Annotated in this window: 10 protein-coding genes and 1 pseudogene; 7 read left to right on the top strand and 4 right to left on the bottom strand. The window is 59.8% G+C overall.

The features are described 5' to 3' along the window. The first annotated feature begins 1 nt into the window (after nt 1). The 7 genes from WCS52_12540 (at nt 2) to WCS52_12510 (ending at nt 14,557) form a co-directional block, all read left to right on the top strand. Nucleotides 2-811, top strand: a complete 810-nt coding sequence (locus WCS52_12540; GenBank protein ID MEI6168011.1) for an MBL fold metallo-hydrolase — start codon at nt 2-4, stop codon at nt 809-811. Between the two features lie 142 nt (nt 812-953). After that, nucleotides 954-2,798: a heparinase II/III family protein gene (locus WCS52_12535; GenBank protein MEI6168010.1), complete on the top strand. Its 1,845-nt coding sequence runs from the start codon at nt 954-956 to the stop codon at nt 2,796-2,798. Between the two features lie 13 nt (nt 2,799-2,811). Beyond that, nucleotides 2,812-3,900 carry a uroporphyrinogen decarboxylase family protein gene (locus tag WCS52_12530; GenBank protein MEI6168009.1) on the top strand — a complete coding sequence of 363 codons (1,089 nt, stop codon included), beginning with the start codon at nt 2,812-2,814 and terminating at the stop codon, nt 3,898-3,900. Further along, nucleotides 3,897-7,106 carry a glycoside hydrolase family 2 TIM barrel-domain containing protein gene (locus WCS52_12525; GenBank protein ID MEI6168008.1) on the top strand — a complete coding sequence of 1,070 codons (3,210 nt, stop codon included), beginning with the start codon at nt 3,897-3,899 and terminating at the stop codon, nt 7,104-7,106. Before WCS52_12530 ends, WCS52_12525 begins: the two co-directional genes overlap by 4 nt. A gap of 18 nt (nt 7,107-7,124) precedes the next feature. Next, nucleotides 7,125-8,183 carry a hypothetical protein gene (locus WCS52_12520; protein MEI6168007.1) on the top strand — a complete coding sequence of 353 codons (1,059 nt, stop codon included), beginning with the start codon at nt 7,125-7,127 and terminating at the stop codon, nt 8,181-8,183. Then, nucleotides 8,180-11,479: a PQQ-binding-like beta-propeller repeat protein gene (locus WCS52_12515; GenBank protein MEI6168006.1), complete on the top strand. Its 3,300-nt coding sequence runs from the start codon at nt 8,180-8,182 to the stop codon at nt 11,477-11,479. The genes WCS52_12520 and WCS52_12515 overlap by 4 nt, the downstream gene beginning before the upstream one ends. 21 nt (nt 11,480-11,500) lie before the next feature. Further along, nucleotides 11,501-14,557 carry a DUF3592 domain-containing protein gene (locus WCS52_12510; GenBank protein ID MEI6168005.1) on the top strand — a complete coding sequence of 1,019 codons (3,057 nt, stop codon included), beginning with the start codon at nt 11,501-11,503 and terminating at the stop codon, nt 14,555-14,557. Between the two features lie 971 nt (nt 14,558-15,528). Here the strand turns inward: WCS52_12510 and WCS52_12505 are convergent. The 4 genes and pseudogenes from WCS52_12505 to WCS52_12490 form a co-directional block, all read right to left on the bottom strand. After that, nucleotides 15,529-15,825, bottom strand: a pseudogene (locus tag WCS52_12505) (FGGY family carbohydrate kinase). Continuing rightward, nucleotides 15,825-17,228, bottom strand: a complete 1,404-nt coding sequence (locus WCS52_12500) for a hypothetical protein (GenBank protein ID MEI6168004.1) — start codon at nt 17,226-17,228, stop codon at nt 15,825-15,827. The pseudogene WCS52_12505 and the gene WCS52_12500 overlap by 1 nt, the downstream one beginning before the upstream one ends. A gap of 37 nt (nt 17,229-17,265) precedes the next feature. Beyond that, on the bottom strand, nt 17,266-18,171 hold the full coding sequence (locus tag WCS52_12495) for a carbohydrate kinase (GenBank protein ID MEI6168003.1): 906 nt from the start codon (nt 18,169-18,171) through the stop codon (nt 17,266-17,268). A 3-nt stretch (nt 18,172-18,174) separates the two neighbouring features. Continuing rightward, nucleotides 18,175-19,533 (bottom strand): GH1 family beta-glucosidase, encoded by a 1,359-nt coding sequence (locus tag WCS52_12490; GenBank protein ID MEI6168002.1) that lies wholly within the window; start codon nt 19,531-19,533, stop codon nt 18,175-18,177. Between the last annotated feature and the right edge of the window lie 29 nt (nt 19,534-19,562).

The raw sequence follows: 19,562 nt of genomic DNA, 5'->3' as shown, positions 1-19,562 counted from the left end.
AATGATTAAATATAAATCCCTGATCCGTGACATTGACCGTTGCCGGGTGCGGCATGGACATCTGGCGTTCTGGTGGCTTGGCCAGCACAGCTTTGTGGTGAAGACCTGTGAAGCCGTGATGTATCTTGATCCATTCCTTGCCCTGCATCCCAAACGTCGTGTGCCGCCGCTACTCAAACCGGGCAAGGTGACGCATGCTGATTTCATCTTCGGGAGCCACGACCATGCTGATCATATTGACCGCGAGGTCTGGCCTGCTATGGCAGCGGCCTCGCCTAGGGCCAGTTTCGTTGTCCCGGAAATCCTGAGGGGAAAAGTCAGTCGCGAGTTGGGTATCCCGTCCAGGCGATTTATCGGCATTGACGACGGCCAATCGAAAAGGCGATCTGGTGTGAAAATCACAGGCATTGCTTCGGCTCATGAACTTCTGGATCCGGATCCGCAGACCGGCCAATTTGCCTGTTTAGGCTTTGTCATCGAGTCCGGCGGTTGCACGATTTATCACTCCGGTGACTGCTGTATCTACGAGGGACTTCAGACGAAACTTCAGCGCTGGCAGTTCGACGTGGTATTTTTGCCGATCAATGGAAGAGACGCCAAACGATTGGCTTCCGACTGCATCGGCAACATGACCTATCAGGAAGCTGCGGATCTGGCCGGCGCATTGCGGCCTGGGCTGACTGTTCCGGCTCATTTCGACATGTTCAAGGGGAACTTGGAAGATCCTTCGTTATTTGCAGATTATATGCGGGTTAAATATCCGCGACTGAATGTGTGCGTACCGGATTATGGTGTACGCGTTTCCCTATAGAATGGGGCAACGACAACTTCAGCGGGGAGAATATAGATGAGTAAACAAAGTCAATTATTTGCGATGATCGCCGCCATTGGAATGACCGTTGACCTGACATGTACGGCAATGGCTGCGAAACCGGGGGACGCTAAGGATGCGGATGGATGATGAAAGGTTTGCCGTGAAAAGCCCTTGTTTTAGTTCTCTGGTGGCGATGTTGTTCTTGGTGGGGATGACCGTAGACCCCCCGTCCGTCTCCGCCACGGTTGAACCCGCTCCGGGTGTAGGCGGACAACCAGGACAGCACCCGCGTTTGTTTTTCTCTGCGGCCGACCTTCCTGCGCTGCGCGACAAGGCACGGGCTTCTGCTTGTTTTACGTCGCTTGTCGCCGATGTCGAGGCCTATCCATTTGATGTTAAGCCACAAGACCCTCGCGGACTTTTTAGCAATCCGGCCATGGTGGCCGAGGCCTTTCTGGCGCTGGTCACGCAGGAACCGCGTCATATCGAAAAGGCGAAGAAACAACTCCTGCAGGTGGCCGGTTGGGATCGTGAGATCTGGCGCGGCGGGGTAACGCCCAATTGCGGGAAAGCGGCCGGCCTGGGGTTAGGGCATTTCGCGCGGGCGGTGGGTATCTGCTATGACTGGCTCTATCCATTCCTGTCAGAAGATGAACGCAGGTTTGTCCGTGACGCTCTGGCCACGAAAGCCTTCGCTATTTACAAGGAGGGCGTTGACCTCGGCGACGCGAACGAATGGTGGCTACGATCCGTCAACAACTGGTGCCCGGTGATCCAGGGTGGCGTCGGTATCGCGGCCCTGGCCACGTTGGGCGAGGTCTCGGAAGCCGAATGGATCTTGGGGCAGACCCGCAAACGGCTTCACAACTACCTCGACCCGTTTCCAAAGGATGGTGGTTGCGTGGAAGGCGTGATGTACGGCCTTTACGGGGTGTCCAATGCGAGCCTGTTCGGTACGGCGCTCAAGCGTGTCGCCGGAACGGATGACGGCATCCTGGACCATCCCGGATTCCGGCAATTCGGGTCTTTTCTCCGCACTTTTACCGGGGCCGACAACGCTTGGGTCAACTTTTCCAACTGCCAGACTCTGATCGACATGACCGGGGATCTTTACCCGCTGGCCGCCTATTATCACGACGCAGCCCTGGATGCGTATCTTCAGCAGTATGACAGCAGGTGGCGGAAAGGCATGAGCGCCCCATGGGAGATCATCTTCCGTTCCTCAGCCCCGGCATCCCTTGCCGCCCCCCCTCGGGAGGCTCTTAAGGTTTTTCCTGAGACGCAATGGGCCGCGATGCGGTCGGATACGATGCAATTATTTTTCAAGAGCGGTAATATAGGGGAGGGGCATAAGCATGCCGACCTGAATGCCTTCGTCATGATTGTTAACGGCGAGCGGTTAGTGCCGACTGCGCCTTATGGGAAGGTTGACACCGGCTATCACTCCACCGTTCTGGTTAATGAACAGGGGCAGAAATGGAACACCACGGGTGCAATTGTTCAAAGTGGGACAACACCCGGTGGTGTACTTTTCGCCACTGCCGAGGCGGGTAAGGCGTATGGTGAACGTCTTTCAGGTTTCCGGCGTACGGCATTCCTGATACCCGACCGATTTGTCGCGATCGGTGATGTGCTTCGGGGATCAGTGGGAAACAAGTACGAGTGGAAATTGCAGACATCGGAGGTGCCACTCCTGTCGAATGATCGGAAATCTGCCTGGATTAATGGCCGGAAGACGTCGATACAAGTTCAGATCGTGCTCCCCTGCAAAATGAACTTGTCTGCTGGCACCAACTTCGGCCCCTGTCTTTCGGCAGAGGTTACGGCAACGGGAAACTCGGAATCGTATTTTGTCATTCTGTCACCCCGGAATATTCCGGTTTCGGCTAAGGCCACCGTCGATGGTGTTCAAGTCACGGCGGCCGGAGGTGTGTATGTTTTTCGATTGAACGACACCGGATGGGAATTGGTAGGCAACACCTGAAAAGGAAACGTCGATGCCTGTTGTCATGACTGGTCGTGAACGCGTGACCCGCGCCATTGAGCGCAGTCACCCGGACTGCATTCCCGTTCTACACAAGATACAGGACGGCGCCCTCTATGAGCACGGTGCGGCGCTTTACCACCTGGCTGCCCGTTGCCCCGAGGATAGTGGCGATCTGACCCCCGCCAGCTGTCCCATGCCACGCCCCGATACGAAGCATTTCGTGAACGGTACTTATCGTAACACCTATGTCGATGGATGGGGCGTGACGTGGGAACAGTGTACTTATGGCATCATGGGCCATGTTGTCCATTATCTGGTGGAGGAGCCGGATGATCTCAAGAAAGTGTGTCTGCCTGACATCCCGGAGCCGGGCAGCACGGCCGCCAGGAATTGGGCGGAGGACGTAGCCAATCATCAGGCTCGCGGTTTCTACAGACTGGAAGGATGGGTCACGCTGTTTGAGACTTTGCACTCCCTGCGGCGCATGGAAGACCTTTTGATAGATATCGCCGAGGACAATGCGCTGGCCAACGATCTCGCCGATCTCGTAATGGGAGTCCGGTCCCGCCAGATCGAAAGTCTTCTCGACGCGGGCGTCGATGGTATTCAACTGGCCGACGACTGGGGATCGCAACAGGCGACTCTCATCAGTCGGCCGATGTGGCAGCATTTCTTCAAACCCCGTTACCGCCAACTTGCCCAGCAGGTGCGCGCCCGCGGTAAGCATGTGTTCTTCCATTCCTGCGGCCATACCCTTCCATTTTTTGATGACTTAGCTGAGATCGGTGTCCAGGTGATTTGGCCGCAAGCGGGTGCCAACAACCAAGTGGAAGTGGCCGCGGCGATCAGGCGTAACGGCCTGACACTGCAGTGGGACATCGACAGGCAGCATACCATGAGCCAGGGCTCACCGGCGGAGGTGGCGGCCGCGGTGGCTGCAGCGAAGCAGCGCTTCTACGACCCGGCCGGTGGCCTCATTTTCTGGGGCGAACTGTTCCCCGGCTATCCTCTGGCTAATGTTGAAACGCTGTTTGACAGCCTCCAACGTCAGCGTTTCCCGGAAAACCATGAGCCCTATCAAGTAAAGGTCGCGCCATGAAGCGTAATGGAATCGCGTGGCAATTCTCCGGACGTGAAAAAGCAGCATGCTTTGATGTGGCGCTTGGTTTAAGCAGAATCCTCGCGATTTCTTTGTTCATCCTGTTTGCGCAAAACGCCTGTGCAAACGATGTTGATCTATCAGGAACCTGGGCTATCCAGGCACTGCCTGAAGGTGTCTGGCCTGCGGTGACGGCACCAAAAGATGACGGTTGGCAGGAGGTTCACCTTCCGGCGCCCAACTGGCGGACCGCTTCATCCGGAAACGAGAACCTGAAGGAGACTGATGGCGTGTGGTTGCGCCGGCGTTTTGATCTTACGGCCGCAGAGGCCGGGCAGGATGCAGCGTTGGTTTGGGAAATGATTCGATGGGGGTTTCGTGCCCGGCTCAACGATGTCGACCTGGGTGGCGCCGAGTTGTATGGACCGGGTTCATTGCACGTTCCGCCAGGAACCCTGCATGCCGGTTTTAACGAGTTGCTCCTGCAGGTGCGCGGCTGGAAGAATGTGCCTCGCGGGGTGGGGGGTGAGGTCCTGTTTCCTATCGGTTCGGCCCGCTTCGATTGGGGGGAGCGCCATGCTTGCGTATTTGGTGACATTGGGCTGCACCTGTACCGCGGCGTGCGCTTGCGCGCCGTCCTTCTCGACGGTGATCCACAGACGGGCAGTGTACGCGCAACCTTGCGGTGTGCCGGCACACTTCCCGCCGGAGTCACTGCCGCCTTGACGGTGATCGGTCCGGACGGCCGGGTTCTGGGCACCGGCACGGCATCTGCCGCCGGGTCCCTCGTCGTCGCCTGTCCCGGCCTGCCCGCCTGGTCGCCGGCCTCACCGGTGCTTTGCCGCGCTACCGTGGTATTGCGGGCGGCCGATGGAAGCGAACTTGACCGCCGCGACGAAACCTTCGGCGCCCGTATCGTGACTGTGGCAGGCTGCTTGCGACTTGACGGCCGGCCGCTGCCGTTGCGAGGTTCTAATTTGGTGTACGAGTGGCTGCGGCTGGACTGCAGCGCGCTGCGCCGCTTTCTCGTGGACGATGCCCGCGCCATGAATGTCGGAGGTTTTCGAACGCATTCCCTGCCGCCCTCGCATGCCACCGCCGCCATCTGTGACCAGAGCGGGCAATGGCTACTGGCGGAAATGCCAGCCACATACAATGGCGAGCCAACTGGTCTTGACGAAGCCGGCGAACGTATATGGCGCGCCAATGCCGAGACGATGATGACCGCCTGGTGTGAAGCCCTCCACAATCATCCCTCCATTCTCGCCTGGGTGCCGGTCAATGAGGCCCCCCTGAATGCGCCCTTCGATCTGCAGGGGTGGATTCACGGCCGGCTCATCCCGGTGGTGCGCGCCGCCTCTCCGGGGCGTCCGGTGATCGCGGCCTCGGGCAACACGGTCGAAGTTCACGACAACCACAACTATGCCGGCTTTTGGAGCGGTTCCGAAGGACAGTTCCGCGAGGTCTCCATTCGCCATGCCGCCTGCATCCAACCGGGTCAGATCTTGGCCAACACTGAATACATCGAAGGGCTGAATCCCGATCGGATTTTCCGATGGACCGGAACCGACAGCAAGGATGAGGCCACTCAACTGCGATACGCAGCCATCGGTGCCACTCAGACCGAAACCCTGCGCGAACTCGGCTATACCTTGATCCTGCCGTACTGGTTTGCGAACTGGGACCGGCGCGAAAAACCCTGGTGCCCGGAGGCACCCATGCCGATGTTCGCCGCCTTGCGCAGCGCCATGGCACCCGTGGGGCTGGCCTGGGAGCCGCTGCCTCGCAATTTAACCTCCGGCAGCGTGCTGCAGACCGCAGTGGTGGTGTGCAACGACACGGAGGAGGCGGTCACGCGCACTGTTAAAATCTACATGCTCGAGCACGATCCGATGTGGTTATCCGGTGGGTTGAACGGGCCGCCGATCCTCCGCCGCGAGGTGACTGTGCCGGCCGGGGCGCACTTGCGCGTGCCCGTGGCCGCACAACTCCCGGACGCCGACGCCAACCGCTTCCTGGTGGCGCGCATCGACGACACGCTGAGCCAGCGCCCGCTGCGCATCCTGCGCCCGGCGCCGGCGCCAGCCGTACATGTGCGTCTGGTCGGCGGCACCCCCGAAGTACTCGCCGGGCTCCGCCGCCTTGGCTTGCACGTCGATGCCGGGCTGGATCCATCGAGTCGCGATATTGATGCCGACGTGGTTCTGGTGTGGGAAGACGCCCGAATCGAGGCCAGTTCTTCCTCCTCCTCTGTCCAACTCAATGCCTGGCTGCAACAGGGCGGCCGCATGCTTATCCTGCGGCAGCGTAACTGGCCGGACGCCGGTCGCTGGGCGGGTTTCCCATGCCTGCCAAGCGGCGAGCGCCTGACTTTTACCACAGAGCCGGACGAATGTTCCACGGTCTGGCGCGCTGCCGACGGGCCGCTCTGGCAGGGGCTGTTGCCGGAGCAACTCGATGGCTGGAACGGTCGGGAGGGCGTGCTCACTTGCGAGGCTATCGTGGCGCCGTGGACGCCTGACAGTGTGTCTGTGCTGCAGAACAGCAATGGTTGGATTCCGGTCAGCGATGCCGCCGTGGTGGTGGCGTGCCAGGGGGCAACCAACTGGCCTGCGGATGCTGCGGACCCACGCTTCATTGTCGATGGGCAACTGCGCCTCTTCAGCCATGTGCGCAACACCCCGTTATTGCTCTGCACCCGCACGCCGCCGTCCGGCGGCTACACGGTGCGTCTGTCCTTCACCTCCCCGGCTATGTCGGCCCGGATCCAGGCCTTCGAGCATGGCCGCACCGGATCATCGCCCTTCCGTTGGCGCATGGATGGCGGACCCTGGCATGCTGCGCCTTGCGACTTGCCCTGCCGCCGCATGGCGCGCGTCACCCCGGAGGCTCCGGTCTGGTTCGGCTGGAGCGACCTGGGCAGCGCAGAACTGGCCGCTGGCAAACATGAAATCGAGATTGCCGTGGAGCGCCCCACCGCAGATGGCACCTACCTGTTGGCGCTTGACTCCCTGCTGCTCACGCCACGGGTGGAAAGCCGCGTGCTGGCATGGTCCGGCGGACATAAGCCCGCCATTGTGGAGGTAGCCTGCGGCACGGGCAAGGTGCGCTTCGCCCAACTGCTCTTTGCCGGCCGCCTCGATCCGCAGTCACCTGACTTCGATCCGGCGGCAGTGCGTCTGTTTGAAAACCTGTTAAGCAAATAATGGAGAATCTCACTATTTGTGAACAATAAAGAAAAGATCGAACTGCACAAGTCCTGGTGGCGCCGCGAAAACACAGTGCCGCTGGTTGCCCCGTACATCCCTGTGAAATCACCCTATGGTGGCCTGGACATCGTGGTGCCGCCCTCGCAAATTGCCTTGCGCAAAAAGGCCAATGCCGAGGTGCATGGCGGGTTACCCGGCGATGCACTGACCGTCGAGGAGATTCACTTCGGTCCGGCCTTCCTTCCTGCTCTTGCCGGTGCCGGGTTTGAACACGACAACCACACCTCGTGGTCCATCCCTGCTTTCCGCTCTGCCGTGGAAGCCACGGTGCGTCCCTTTAATCCGGATCACCCGCTGTTCGTCGAATACCGGTGCCGGCTGGACCCGCTGCTGGAGAACTGGAGTTGGGACAGCTATCTGCCGGGGATGGCCGACTACCTCGGACCCATGGATATCGCCGCAGGGCTCCTCGGCCCCGAGACGCTGGCGGTTGAGATGTTCGATAATCCGGAGGCGGTCCGGCGTCTCGCAGGGGATGCTGCCGATTTCATGGCTGCAGTGCTTGATTATGAACTGGATCTTTACCGGCTGGCAGGGATCCCCGGTGGAGTAACCGAGAATTTCAGTGTCTGGCTGCCTGGAAGAGGCGCCCGGCTCTCCGAGGACTTCTCGGCGCTTGTAGGTCCCGGGCAGTTTGAAGATTTCTTTATCGAGGCCGATACCCGTGCCTGCCGGAATTGCGATCATGTTTTCATGCATGTGCATTCCGCCGCATGGCGGAACATACCGGGATTCCTCAAGACACAGCCTATTGGCGCGATCGAGTTCGGTAACGATCCAAACGGGCCGGACCTCACGACAAGGCTGGAAACGGCGCGACTCATCCAGTCGGCGGGACGAGCATTGCAATTCGGCAGTTGGGAAATCCCCCTGCCTTCCACGGACATCGAGCGCATCATGAAGACGCTGGATCAACGGGGTCTGCTTGTGCGATTCCAGCTGCGTCCCGGTGAGGATGCGACGGAACATATCGCATGGGTTAAGGGAATTCACAGATGGAGTATTCCGATATGAAAAGTTTAATGTTCATCACCTTGATTCTGGCGGCAGTCCTGAACCACGCGCAAGCCGACGAGGCCGCGCTCGCATCCCGCTGGGTACGTATGCGGCCCTCTGATGCGGGGATCTGCTGGGTGCCGCATTGTGGCGAAGGTCGCCTTGCAGTGGAACTCGCACGGACGAGTCGCTTACTGGTGTTGGCGGAAGATGCTGACTGGACGCATGTGGCGGCCACCCGTGCCGCCGCCAGGAACGCAGGCATCCCGGGCAGCCGGCTGGTCGTCGATCGCTCCGAACTCGGGCATGCCCCCTTCCCGGATAACTATGTGGACTTGATTGTCGTGGCGGATCTCGATGACCAGTCCCTGGCGGAAATGCCGGCGAAGGAATTGCAGCGGGTTTTAGCGCCTCATGGGTTGCTGGTGGTCGGCCGCCAGAAGTCGACTTCCAGGAAAGAATTGACCAAGGCTGCCCTGACGGCCTGGTTGAAGGCCGGCGGTATAGCCGATGCTCAGGTGGCGGAGGCCGACGGCCTGTGGAGCACCTCCAGCAAACCCGTGCCACCGGGTACTGATGACTGGAGTCATTGGTTCCATGGCCCGGACAACAATCCGCTCTCGCTGGACACGGCGCTTAAATGGCCTTATGCCACGCAATGGCTGGCGCTGCCATACCAAAGCCCCCAACCGGTTCTGACGCTGGTCTCCGACGGGCGGGTGTTCCTTTTTATAGGCCATGGCTGGGACGGCCCCGGATTGGGCGGTGAGAGTCGCAAGCAAATTATGGCGAACACGCTGATCGTCCGCAGCGCTTACAACGGTCAGGAATTATGGACGCGTCAGCTCCCTGATAATTTCCTGATCCACCGCTCCTGTGCCGTGGCCACTCCACAGGCGTTTTATCTGCTCGATGAGGCAGGTGTGCTGAACCTCGATCCCGCTACCGGACGCGAATGTGGACGCATCACCAGTTCCGATGCCGGCAGTGAAACCAAATGGCTGGCGCTGGCCGGGGGAACGCTCCTGACCTTGTCCGGAAGTCCGGACCCGTCGTTTGACGCCGTTAAGTACAATAGCCACTATGGCATGGTGGGCGACGAAAAACACGAGATCCCCTATGGGTTCGGTCAACAGATTGCTGCCTATGATCTCGTCGACAAGCATCTGCTGTGGCAACATCGTGAAGAGAAGCCTGTTGATTCAAGACTGATCGGTGTGCGGGGAGAACGACTGTATTTTTATGCCCCGGGTGGGCGTGCTGCGTGTTTGAATATCGCCACCGGCCAGGATGTCTGGGCCAATGGCACGCCTGCAACGCTGACCCTGTTCGATGAATCTGATAATGATATGAGCATCGGGATTAATCGTACCCGCGCCGAGGTTCTGTGCACCACGAATGCCATCATTTTCAACCGGGTCGGATGCAAAAACATGATTGCCCTTGCACCTGAAGACGGCCATCTGTTGTGGAGCAAAGCACCTGGAAAGACTGGCAAGAAGTGGGGCGCGGTCCACCTGCTGGAGACCGAAAATAAACTCTACACCACGGTAGGACTCTTCGATACAGCCACCGGTAAGCCGGCGGCTTCACAACGCATCGCCACGGTTTGCAGCCGTATCACGGCTAGCCCGGACGCCTTCTACGGCCAGGGCGGGCGCAGTTTTGACCGGCGAAGCGGTGTTGGAACACAAACACAAGGCATGAAGGTGAGCTGCTATGAAGCCTGCATCCCCGCCGGGGGTATGTTATTCGGCGCACCGCATTCATGCGTCTGCCCGGTAAGCCTGCGCGGTCAAATCGCTTTGGCACCTGCATCTCTCACATCGGACATCGTTGAAACCAATGCCGGATCCGGGCGTCTGGAAATCTTTCAGCAGGCGGATCGGGCCTCTGCGTTGGCTATAACCGATCGTGATTGGCCCATGTATCGCGCCAACTTGCAACGGAGCGGCTTTTCGTGCAGCACCGTGCCTGCCACCGCACAGGTGCTGTGGTCCCTCCCCGGCAACGTCGCGGCCACCTGTCCGGTAACAGCAAGCGGACTGGTGTTCATCGGTCGCGCCGACGGTACGGTACAGGCGCTGGCCGCTGACAGCGGACAGGTACGCTGGGAATATGTCACCGGCGGTCGGATCCTCGCCAGCCCCACGGTCTGGGAGAACCGCCTCTATGTCGGTTCCGGAGATGGCCGGGTCTATTGCCTGGAGGCAGTCACTGGGCGCCTGTTGTGGCGCTTCCAGGCGGCACCGCAACGGAGGCGGATCATGGTCTATGGAGCCCTGGCCGAAACTTGGCCGGTGGATAGCGGCGTGCTGGTGACGCCGCAACCCACCGGCACAAATCAACTCGGCCCGACACTCGCTTGTTTCTCTGCCGGAATCGCCAGTCTGGACGGCGTTCATGTCTGGGCCGTGGATGCGCTCACGGGGAAGATAGTCTGGCATCAGGGAGGCTGGCAATTAGGTGGCGACGGTGCGGAAAAGGAGGCCATCGCGAACCGAATCGGGGTGTATGCGGCTGGTGGACTGACTGTGGATCGCAACCATCTGTGGATGGCCGGAGGTGGGTGGGTTGGCCGGGTCTGTTATGATCTTGCGGATGGTAAAATGGCGCCCCCGGATTTCACAGGCGGCCCTTTCGATCGTAATCCGGCCGCCGAGATCGGCATTTTCGCTGACCGGTTCATCTTCCTTGGCGGTTCCGTGCTGTATCGGGGCGCCAGCGAGCAGCGGCAGTCCAAGTCCCACACCCTGGGTTTGATGGCGCTGGATGAAACCGGTCGGGCACAGTACCCGGAGAACATTATCGCCGACTCCTGCATTACGCCGGCGTGGGATACGGGTAACCTGGTGCTGACGAGTGACAGAGATGGTTGTACCTTGATGAGTTTGGACGTCAGGCAGTTGGTTGCGCGGCTGGATCAAATGCCTCACAAACCCCTGGCTGAAAAGTGTTTTCAACGTCCATCCCGAATGTCCGCGCGACTATCGCTCAACACTCCGGGCGATCCTGTCCCTGCGGCTCGGCAACCGGAGTTGAAACTCTGGGAACAACCGTGTAGGACATATGGTCTGGTGCTTACCCCCCATACCGTGGTTGTGCTCAGGGAAGCACCTTGGAAAGTGCGGTATCCTGCCCTGGCAGACCGTTCCTGGTCGGTTGCGGCTTTGGACCGTACCAATGGGCAAGTGTTCTGGGAAGTGAAGTTGCCGGGCGAACCCATGTTAAACGGAGTCTGCCTTGATCGTGCTGGCAATATCATCGTCACACTGTCGAATGGTGCGGTGGTTTGTGTAGGACAATCCAAATAAGTTTACAAAAGGAAACAAACCATGCTAGTCACACGCCAAAATCACATCCCCCTCCCTTGGTTGTTCATGATCACCATCCCCTGGGTGGTATTCTACTTTATGATCCTGACCGGTGGGCTCAGTTTTCTGATCCTCAACCGACTGATTGACAACCCGGCAACTCTGACCTTCGTGGTTTCGCTGCCGGGGCTGATCCTGACGTTTTTACCGATCGGTTCCTACGTCAATTACATGTCCGATCGCATCTGGACCCGGTGGGGGCGGCGCAAGATTTTCCTTCTCATCTGGAGCGCCGGCAGCGCCCTCGTTGCCATTCTATATCCCCTGGCACCCAATGTTACGGTTTTTCTGGGCATCATGTTCCTTGGCGCCATTTTCGGTCTTTTTGGCGGACCCTTCGAGGCGCTAAAGCTGGAGATCGTGCCCTCGGAAATGAGGGGACGTTCAGCGGCCATGGGGAGTTGGGTCAGCACCGCCATGAACATCGCCTATTACGCGGCGGTGATCGGGTGCTTCAACGAGGTGTTACCGGTCTGGGGACGTTCCATCAACGGGGTCACCTTGATCTACTGGTGCCTCGCTGCCGCGAGTGGCATCCTTGTGTTTTTCTACCTGTTCGGCATTCACGAGATCAAACCGACCAGCACGCTCACCGGGGAGAAGTTCAGTTTCAAAAAGGCCTGGGCGGCCATGACCATGCCGCAGCTCCGTTATCTGTACGTCTTCATTATCGCCACCGCCATGGTGAACGCCAGCTTGGGAAGCATGGGGATGCTCCTGTACATCAACCAATGGGGCTACAGTATGCAGGAGTTCGGCCGCAATGTAGCCATTGGTGGCTTCATCAACCTCTTCCTGATTCCACTGGCCGGCATTTTTGCGGACAAGGGTAAAAATCACCGCATGACCATCTGGATTATCTGCATCCTGATTGTCAAGGCGTTCACCCTGGGAACCTTCTTGTATTACACCTGCTATCTACCGGACCAGCGGCCTACCCTTGTGGAAATTGTGTTTTTCAGCGAAGTTACCGCCGTCTTCGGTCTTATGGCCGGCATGATTTATTATCCGCTGGTGTATGACTACGTTCCCCGCAACCTCATGGGTACCTACTGCGCGGGCGCCGGCATTGTAGGTTCGATCACAAGCTACTGCACGATCAATGGGTTGGGGCTGTTCCTTTACTGCTGGGGGTCACTCTTCCAGCCGCCGGCTGGCGAGATGATGCGTGTCTGCCTGAAGCAGGAACGACCGCAGACGCAGGTGGAGCAATTCCTGCACGAGGCCGGTTTGGCCACGCCCGCAGGCGGAAAGGCTGCCAACCGGGACGTTTCGGTTCAGCCCTGGTATGCGAACGGCATTGTGAGCGACCACGGTGTCTGCTACGAATTCCGGCTGCGGGACAATGATGGTGCAAAGAAGATGAAACGCCGGGACGCACTCAAGTCGGAGATCGAAACCCTTGCGTCCACCCTTACAACGAACCGGAACAGCGGCTCCGCCGCCACCTCCCTGTCCCGGCAGGAAAAGGAACTGGACGCCATGCGGACTGAGCAGGCCGCGCTGGATAGCGAACTTGCAACGCGTATCGAATTCTGGCGCCGGGAAGTGCTTCGTGGCCTGGGCGACCAGTTGATGCCGGAGGGATCGGAAATCCTCGCCAGCACAACGACCCCTGCGGTGGTGTCGCAGGTCGCTGTCACGCATAAGCCTACGGCCGCGGCGGTGGATAAGATCAATAAACTGTTGCGGGCCGGGGACCCTTCCTCCATCGGTGTGACGATCGTACGCCGGGACCATGACTTTGCTCTTTCCGTGGCCACACTTCTTCCGGCCGGCCGCGATCCGCAGTCGACGGCCGAAAGGATATGTCAACAGGTGGCCCAGCTGGCAAATATGACCACTCCCGGACTGGTCATTACACCTTGTTCCGTGGCGAACGCTGTTGTGAAACCGGCGGTCATCACCGATTTTGCCCTGGTGGAAGACCCCTCGCGTAACTTTGTGTCGCCTGTTACCCGCCTGGTAAATGCACTGCTGGTGCGGTTTACGGAACTGCCGACGCCGGACCAGAAACTCCATTCGCTCGCCGATAGTCTGAGCAAAGGCGGCCGGATTGGACATGCCCGTGCCGATGCGCTCCAGAACCGGAACGGCGTGCGCATCACTGCTGTGGCGGCCGATGAGAAACTGGATGACCTGGAGACATGGATCAAGCAGATGCGCGAGAAGGTTCGTGGCGATTGCGCCTCGCTCAAACTCACGGTGCTCACCCCGCTGATCGGCAAAGATGTGCTTCCCATGAAGTACAACTACATGTCCGGATATCTCTACACCTTCGCATTGGTCGCCATCGGTCTGATTTTAGTGGTATACTTCATTTACAAGGAAAGAGCGGGAGTCGTCAGGAAATGGGGCGCAGAAGAAAGCCAGGCCGCGAAACAGGATGTTGAGGAGAAGAAACTCGCGGCAGCAGCCACCGCCAAGGCGAGCGCAACCCCCTTGCCGGCAGAAACGTATGAAACCTATACACCCGGCTACCTTTTACCCAAGGTGGTTTTCGCGTTGTTAGGGATGGTTGTACTGGTAATGGGGGGCATGCAGGCCTGGCCGGATCTGCGCTTGCTTGCTACCGGTGAACGCACAGAAGCCATTGTCGTGGAGGTTGTGGCCCGGAAACAGGGACAGCCCGACCTGACCCTGCGAACGCAGTCTGAACTTGACGCCCACGAAAAGACGGTGAGCAACGCCAAAGATTACAACTGGACCTTTTTTGATGTGTTTGCCTTTGAAACAGGAAGTGGTCATGAAATTAGATTTCTTCGTCCCGTGGGGAGCAAACTCAAACCCCCCATGTCGTTACTGGATGACGATGGACTGCCGACCACGGCCACGGTGCTCTACGATCTCAGGAATCCGGCGCGCTCGGTATTGCCTTATGAACATAGTTCTTGGCTGGCACCTGCCTTGACCGGGTTCATGGGTTTGATCATGGTGCTGGTGGGTGGTGTCTTCGCCTGGTTTGCCCGGAAGCCCATCCGGCTTTCCGGGTCTGCCGACATCAACCTGACGAGTTGAGGAGATGCAATCAGTTCCCTGGCCACGAGGGCTGCGCCTGTGGCCGCCTCCTCGCGACAGTGGATCAGGGAAATAGGCAAGGCGAATTCGGCTTCGGCCATGGCCAGTAGCAGACGCGAACGACGCAGGGCATTGCCACTGGCGACAACGCGTATCCGCCCGGTAAAGGCCTGAGACGGCAACATGTCCCGGGCGGTGGCAGCGATGCCGCGGGCGAGGGCACGGGCGACTTCGCCAAGCCGGCCGTTGCCAAGGGTGAGACCGTGCAGAGTCCCGGTCAACGACGGATCATGGCGTTCACCTGCCAAATGTGGACGGAATTCGAGACAGTCGTTTGAGGCCAGGCCAAGGCGATCCAGCAACGCCAATACGTCTTCCCAGCTCGGGGACAAAAGGCCGAGTTCTCTGACCCATGAGGTCGCAGTATCGGCCAGCCAGAGCCAGGCGGCACCGCCGACAAGGGGGGCAGCGACCAGTGCATCGTGGGTACTTGTGAATGGCCGCACATCGCAGCCGGGCACGGCGCCAATGCTTCCGCGCGGCACCACCGCCGATAGTTGGCATCCAGTGCCGATAGTGAAGGCCAACTCGTGGTCGGGATCGCTGAGGGTGGCGCGAAGCGAGGCCTGATTATCGCCCAGTGGCGCCGCGATCGGAATGCCCGCTGGCAGGCCGAGATTGACCGCCAAACTACCGATCCGCTCCCCGTGCCCGACCGCATTGGGCAAGATGTCCTCCTTTACGCCGGTGATAGGCGTCAACCCGCCCCAGGCTTGGGCGTCGGTGGGATCCATTGGCGCTCGTTGCAATCCGGCCCAGCGTGCCGAAAGCAGACCGTGGATGGTCGCCGCTTTTGTCCCTTCCGGCAATCCGCCATGTCGAGCCCACCACGCCAGCGTGGCGAGTCCGTAGCCGGCGTGCAACGGCCGACCGAGCGAAGGCATGAATGTCGGATCCTCAAGGACACGTTGATCCTGCCAGGTGACCAGTGGTGATTGCGCGAGGGTGGTGGGGTCGTGCAGGACCACACCATGCATTTGGCCCGTGCAGCCGATGGCAGCAATGCGTGCCCGCAGCGCCGCTGGTAGTTCGCGCACCAGTCTCTCCGCAGTGGCGATGATCACCTCGGCGTCCTGTTCAAAGCGCCCGGTGGAGGTCGGTAGGTCTGCCGCATGGGCGGCCGCAACGGCATGCACCTGGACTCCGTCGCGATCAACTACCGCCACGGCCACCTTGCTGGTTCCGAGATCAACACCTAGCGCCAACATCAGAACACTTCCAATTTGAGGCCCAGGAGCGGCGCCACCGTGCGCAGGGCCTTGGTATGGTCGCCATAGATAATCGCGGGATGTTCGCGTGAAATGGACTTCACGAAACCTGGCAGGTCCCGAAAACGTAACAGGGCGCTCTTCTCGCAGTGCGGCAGGCCGGGATGGGAGGTGGTTTCGATGACTTCACCGCTGGCGGCAAGTAATGTGGTTCCGTCAAATTTCAACTCAACGGCGGTAATCGTCCCGGGCGGAAGATCGCCGTCGATGCCGCAGCCGCGGCCATCGCGCTTGATCTCGTAGGTGCCGCCCCAGTCGCGCAAAGCCGCCGAACCACCGCCGACTTCGGGCGAAACCACGCCGACGAAGCCGCAATGAGCGAGACGGGCCAGATTCGCCCATTCCTCAGGCGCAAAGCGCGCTGGATCCGGCACCAGGGGGTCGCCGAAATGCTCGCGCAGGGCACCCACGTATGATGCTGGATAGAGGTTCGACATGGTGCAGGTCGTGCCGGTGAGGTGGGTCATCAAGGCCATCGAGGCGAGACAGCAGAAGTCGCCGTCGCACGCAGCGACGTACCCCTCCTCGCGTGCCAACACCTGGGCCAGGCAGGGCACCTCGCGGTGACCGTTCGGGATGAGGTCGCCAAAACAGTTTACACCAAAACCGAGCGCACGATTCTGCTCCAGTACCTCACGAATGGCAATCCATGTCTTGATGGCCGTCAGCAACCAGGGATGGGCGACGCCGTTCTCGTGGTAACGAGCCGCACGCCCTTTCCACAACGCCAGGGCTTCGGAATCACTGATCGCGGCGGCGCGTTCTCGCACCGGGTCAAGGTCATGGACTTCCACCTGCAGCCCGAGAGCCCGGCCAAGATGGGTGCCTGCGGCATGAGCGTTCCATGGGAAATTCTGAATTCCGAACACGGCCAGACGGGCGCCTGCAAACTGGCGCCGCAGGGCCAGGCCGCGCAACAGGTTGAGCCCATGGCACCGATTCTCGACCAGATGCACCTCGACCCCCAGTGAGGCTAGGAAATCCCGCGCCGACCAGCGCCAGAAATCAGGCTCGTCGTAGGCTGGCAGGCACCAGAAGAGGAACGGCAGTTGGCGGTCGACCAGTGGCTGGGGATGACTGTTCCAAACCTCGGTCGGGTAACAGGGGATCGACAGTGGCAGGATGGCGTCGATGTCAGACCCAAGCCCGCGCACCACCCGGCTCCAGTGTTCGGGACTTTCTACGGCGATGGGCGGCAGGATCTCGGCCACCCCGGCGAGGTGTCCGGCGAGTATGGCAGGATCGACCGAGGGAGTTCCCGGTTTGGCCTGGATCGGCTGCAGACGCAGAATGGGGCGCTTCAAGTGAGAGGCGGGTTTCGTGGCAAGGTAGCGTTCGTTCATAATAGTTCCTTTCATGATCAATCAACTTTTACTTCTGTTAGATTCCGTCAACCAATTCATCCGGAATTTCCGGAGTGGCCCCCTGTTGGGTGCATACGTAAGATGCCACCTTGGCCGCCTGGGCATGGGCCCGGGTCAGCGGGCGGCCCTTCAAGATCCCCATCACAAAGGCGGCGGTGAAAGAATCGCCCGCACCCACGGTGTCTATCACCTTGACAAGGGGAGCCTTCGCCGTGTGCGTCTCAGTAGCGGAATAGATCAGGCTGCCCTCAGCTCCACGCGTCAAGGCAACGATCTCAATATCAAAAAGCCGCATTAACTTTTTCATGCCACCTGGAACTTCCGCATCGAGGCCGAACATATCAGCCAGTATGGGCCATTCCTCGTCGTTGAGCTTCAACAGCCGGGTCTTGCGCAATGTGAGCTCAATGGTCTCCCGTGAATAGAACTGCTGCCGCAGATTGAGGTCGAACACCCGCCAGCATGCCGGCGGCGTGGCGTCGAGAAAGTTTTGAATGGTCCGGCTCGTTATTGCGCTTCGCTGGGCCAATGACCCAACGCACACAGCGTCGGCACGTTGTGCCAGCAACGCCAGGTCCGGGCTAAAGGGAATGGAATCCCAGGCAACTCGCTCGTGAATCGTGTAGCTCGGTATGCCCCCGCTGTCGACCCGCACGTTGACGGTCCCGGTCGGATAGGATGCCTGTCGGTGAATGAAGCCGCCATCAAGCCCCATAAGATGCAGGGCGGACAGGATTTCATGTCCTAAATCGTCATCGCCAATGCTGCTGACTACGATCCCCGTTGCGCCCAGTTGATTGGCGTGCCAGGCGAAATTGGCGGAGGCACCGCCCAGTTTTCGGCCACCGGGGAAAAGGTCCCATAAAACTTCGCCTAGTCCAACGACAACGGGTTTCCTTTCCATGGCATTGCAAATGTTCAAATATTACTCCTTTTCCATGTTTGATCCATTGGATCGTATGACCTCACGGTACCAGGTAAAAGAGTCCTTGGGCGTGCGTTTGAGGGTCTGGAAATCGACATGGACGAGGCCGACGCGGACATTGTAGCCGAGGGCCCACTCGAAGTTATCCATCAGCGTCCAGTGGAAGTAGCCGCGGATATCGGCGCCATCGGCAATGGCCTGGCCGAGTTCGCGCAAGTGGCGGTGCAGGTAGTCGATGCGCTGCGGATCGTGGACTTTGCCATCAAGATGGACGTGGTCAAGATTCTGATGCCCGTTCTCGGTGATGACCACGGGCACGTGGTAGCGTTCATGGAAAAAGCGCGGGGTCCAGCGCAAAACCGGCGGGGTCATGTGCCAGTCACCCTGCGCCGTGCGCGGATAGCCGACCGGACGCGGAACTTCCTGCGGTACTCCGTCTGTTCCGGCGCGCCAGACACGTGCGGAATAGAGGTTGATGCCGCAGAAATCGAGTTTGGTTGAGAAGGCCTCGACCTCATCGGAATGTGGGCGCGGGTCGCCAAACACCCGCCGTCCCTCCTCAGGGTAGACGCCGAGAAACAACGGATCGGTCCACCAGGCGTTATTCCACAGGTATTCGGAGGGAACTTGCCAGGTCGCGCTCCGAGCGGCGGCGATATCGGACGGGGAGTCGGTGTATGGGATCATTCCCTGCGCCGCCAGAGCACTGCCGACTTCGGCAGGTAACCGGGCATGGGCGCGTAATGCCTTGGCCGCCAGCAAGGTGCCGATGTTCAGGTGATGGCCGCACTGCACTGCGTCGGCCAACGGCAGACGGTATCCGGGCGCATGGCCGCCGTTGACCAGACCGTGTTGCACGATGACCTGAGGTTCGTTGACCGGCATCCAGTGGCGGACGCGGTCGCCGAAGCGGCGGGCGCAGACCGTGGCGTAGTCGGCCAGCCAGCGTGGGCTGTCAGGGTTGGCCCAGCCGCCGCGTTGCTGCAGTCGCAGCGGGTAGTCCCAGTGGTAGAGGGTGACCCAGGGTGTTATGCCGGCAGCCAGCAGGGCGTCGATCAGGCGGTCGTAGAAAGCGAGACCGGCTTCATTCAGGGCACCGTCGCCGGCTGGCAGGATGCGCGGCCAGGCCAGCGATAGGCGGTAGGCGTTGACACCAAGCGTCTTCATCAATGCCACATCTTCCTGCCAGCGGTGGTAGTGATCGCAGGCGACCTCACCGGTGTGGTTGTCAAAAATCGTATTGGGACGACGACAGAAGACGTCCCAGATGGATGGCCCCTTACCGTCGGCGTCGTGGGCACCCTCAATTTGGTACGCTGCCGAGGCAACGCCCCAGCTGAAATTCTTTGCAAAACTCATCGTTGCCCTCCTTTATTTGTCCGTTATCA

The organism is bacterium (assembly GCA_037128595.1).
In the GTDB taxonomy this organism is placed as follows: Bacteria; Verrucomicrobiota; Kiritimatiellia; order CAIKKV01; family CAITUY01; genus JAABPW01.
This window is presented reverse-complemented; position numbering and strand designations above follow the sequence as displayed.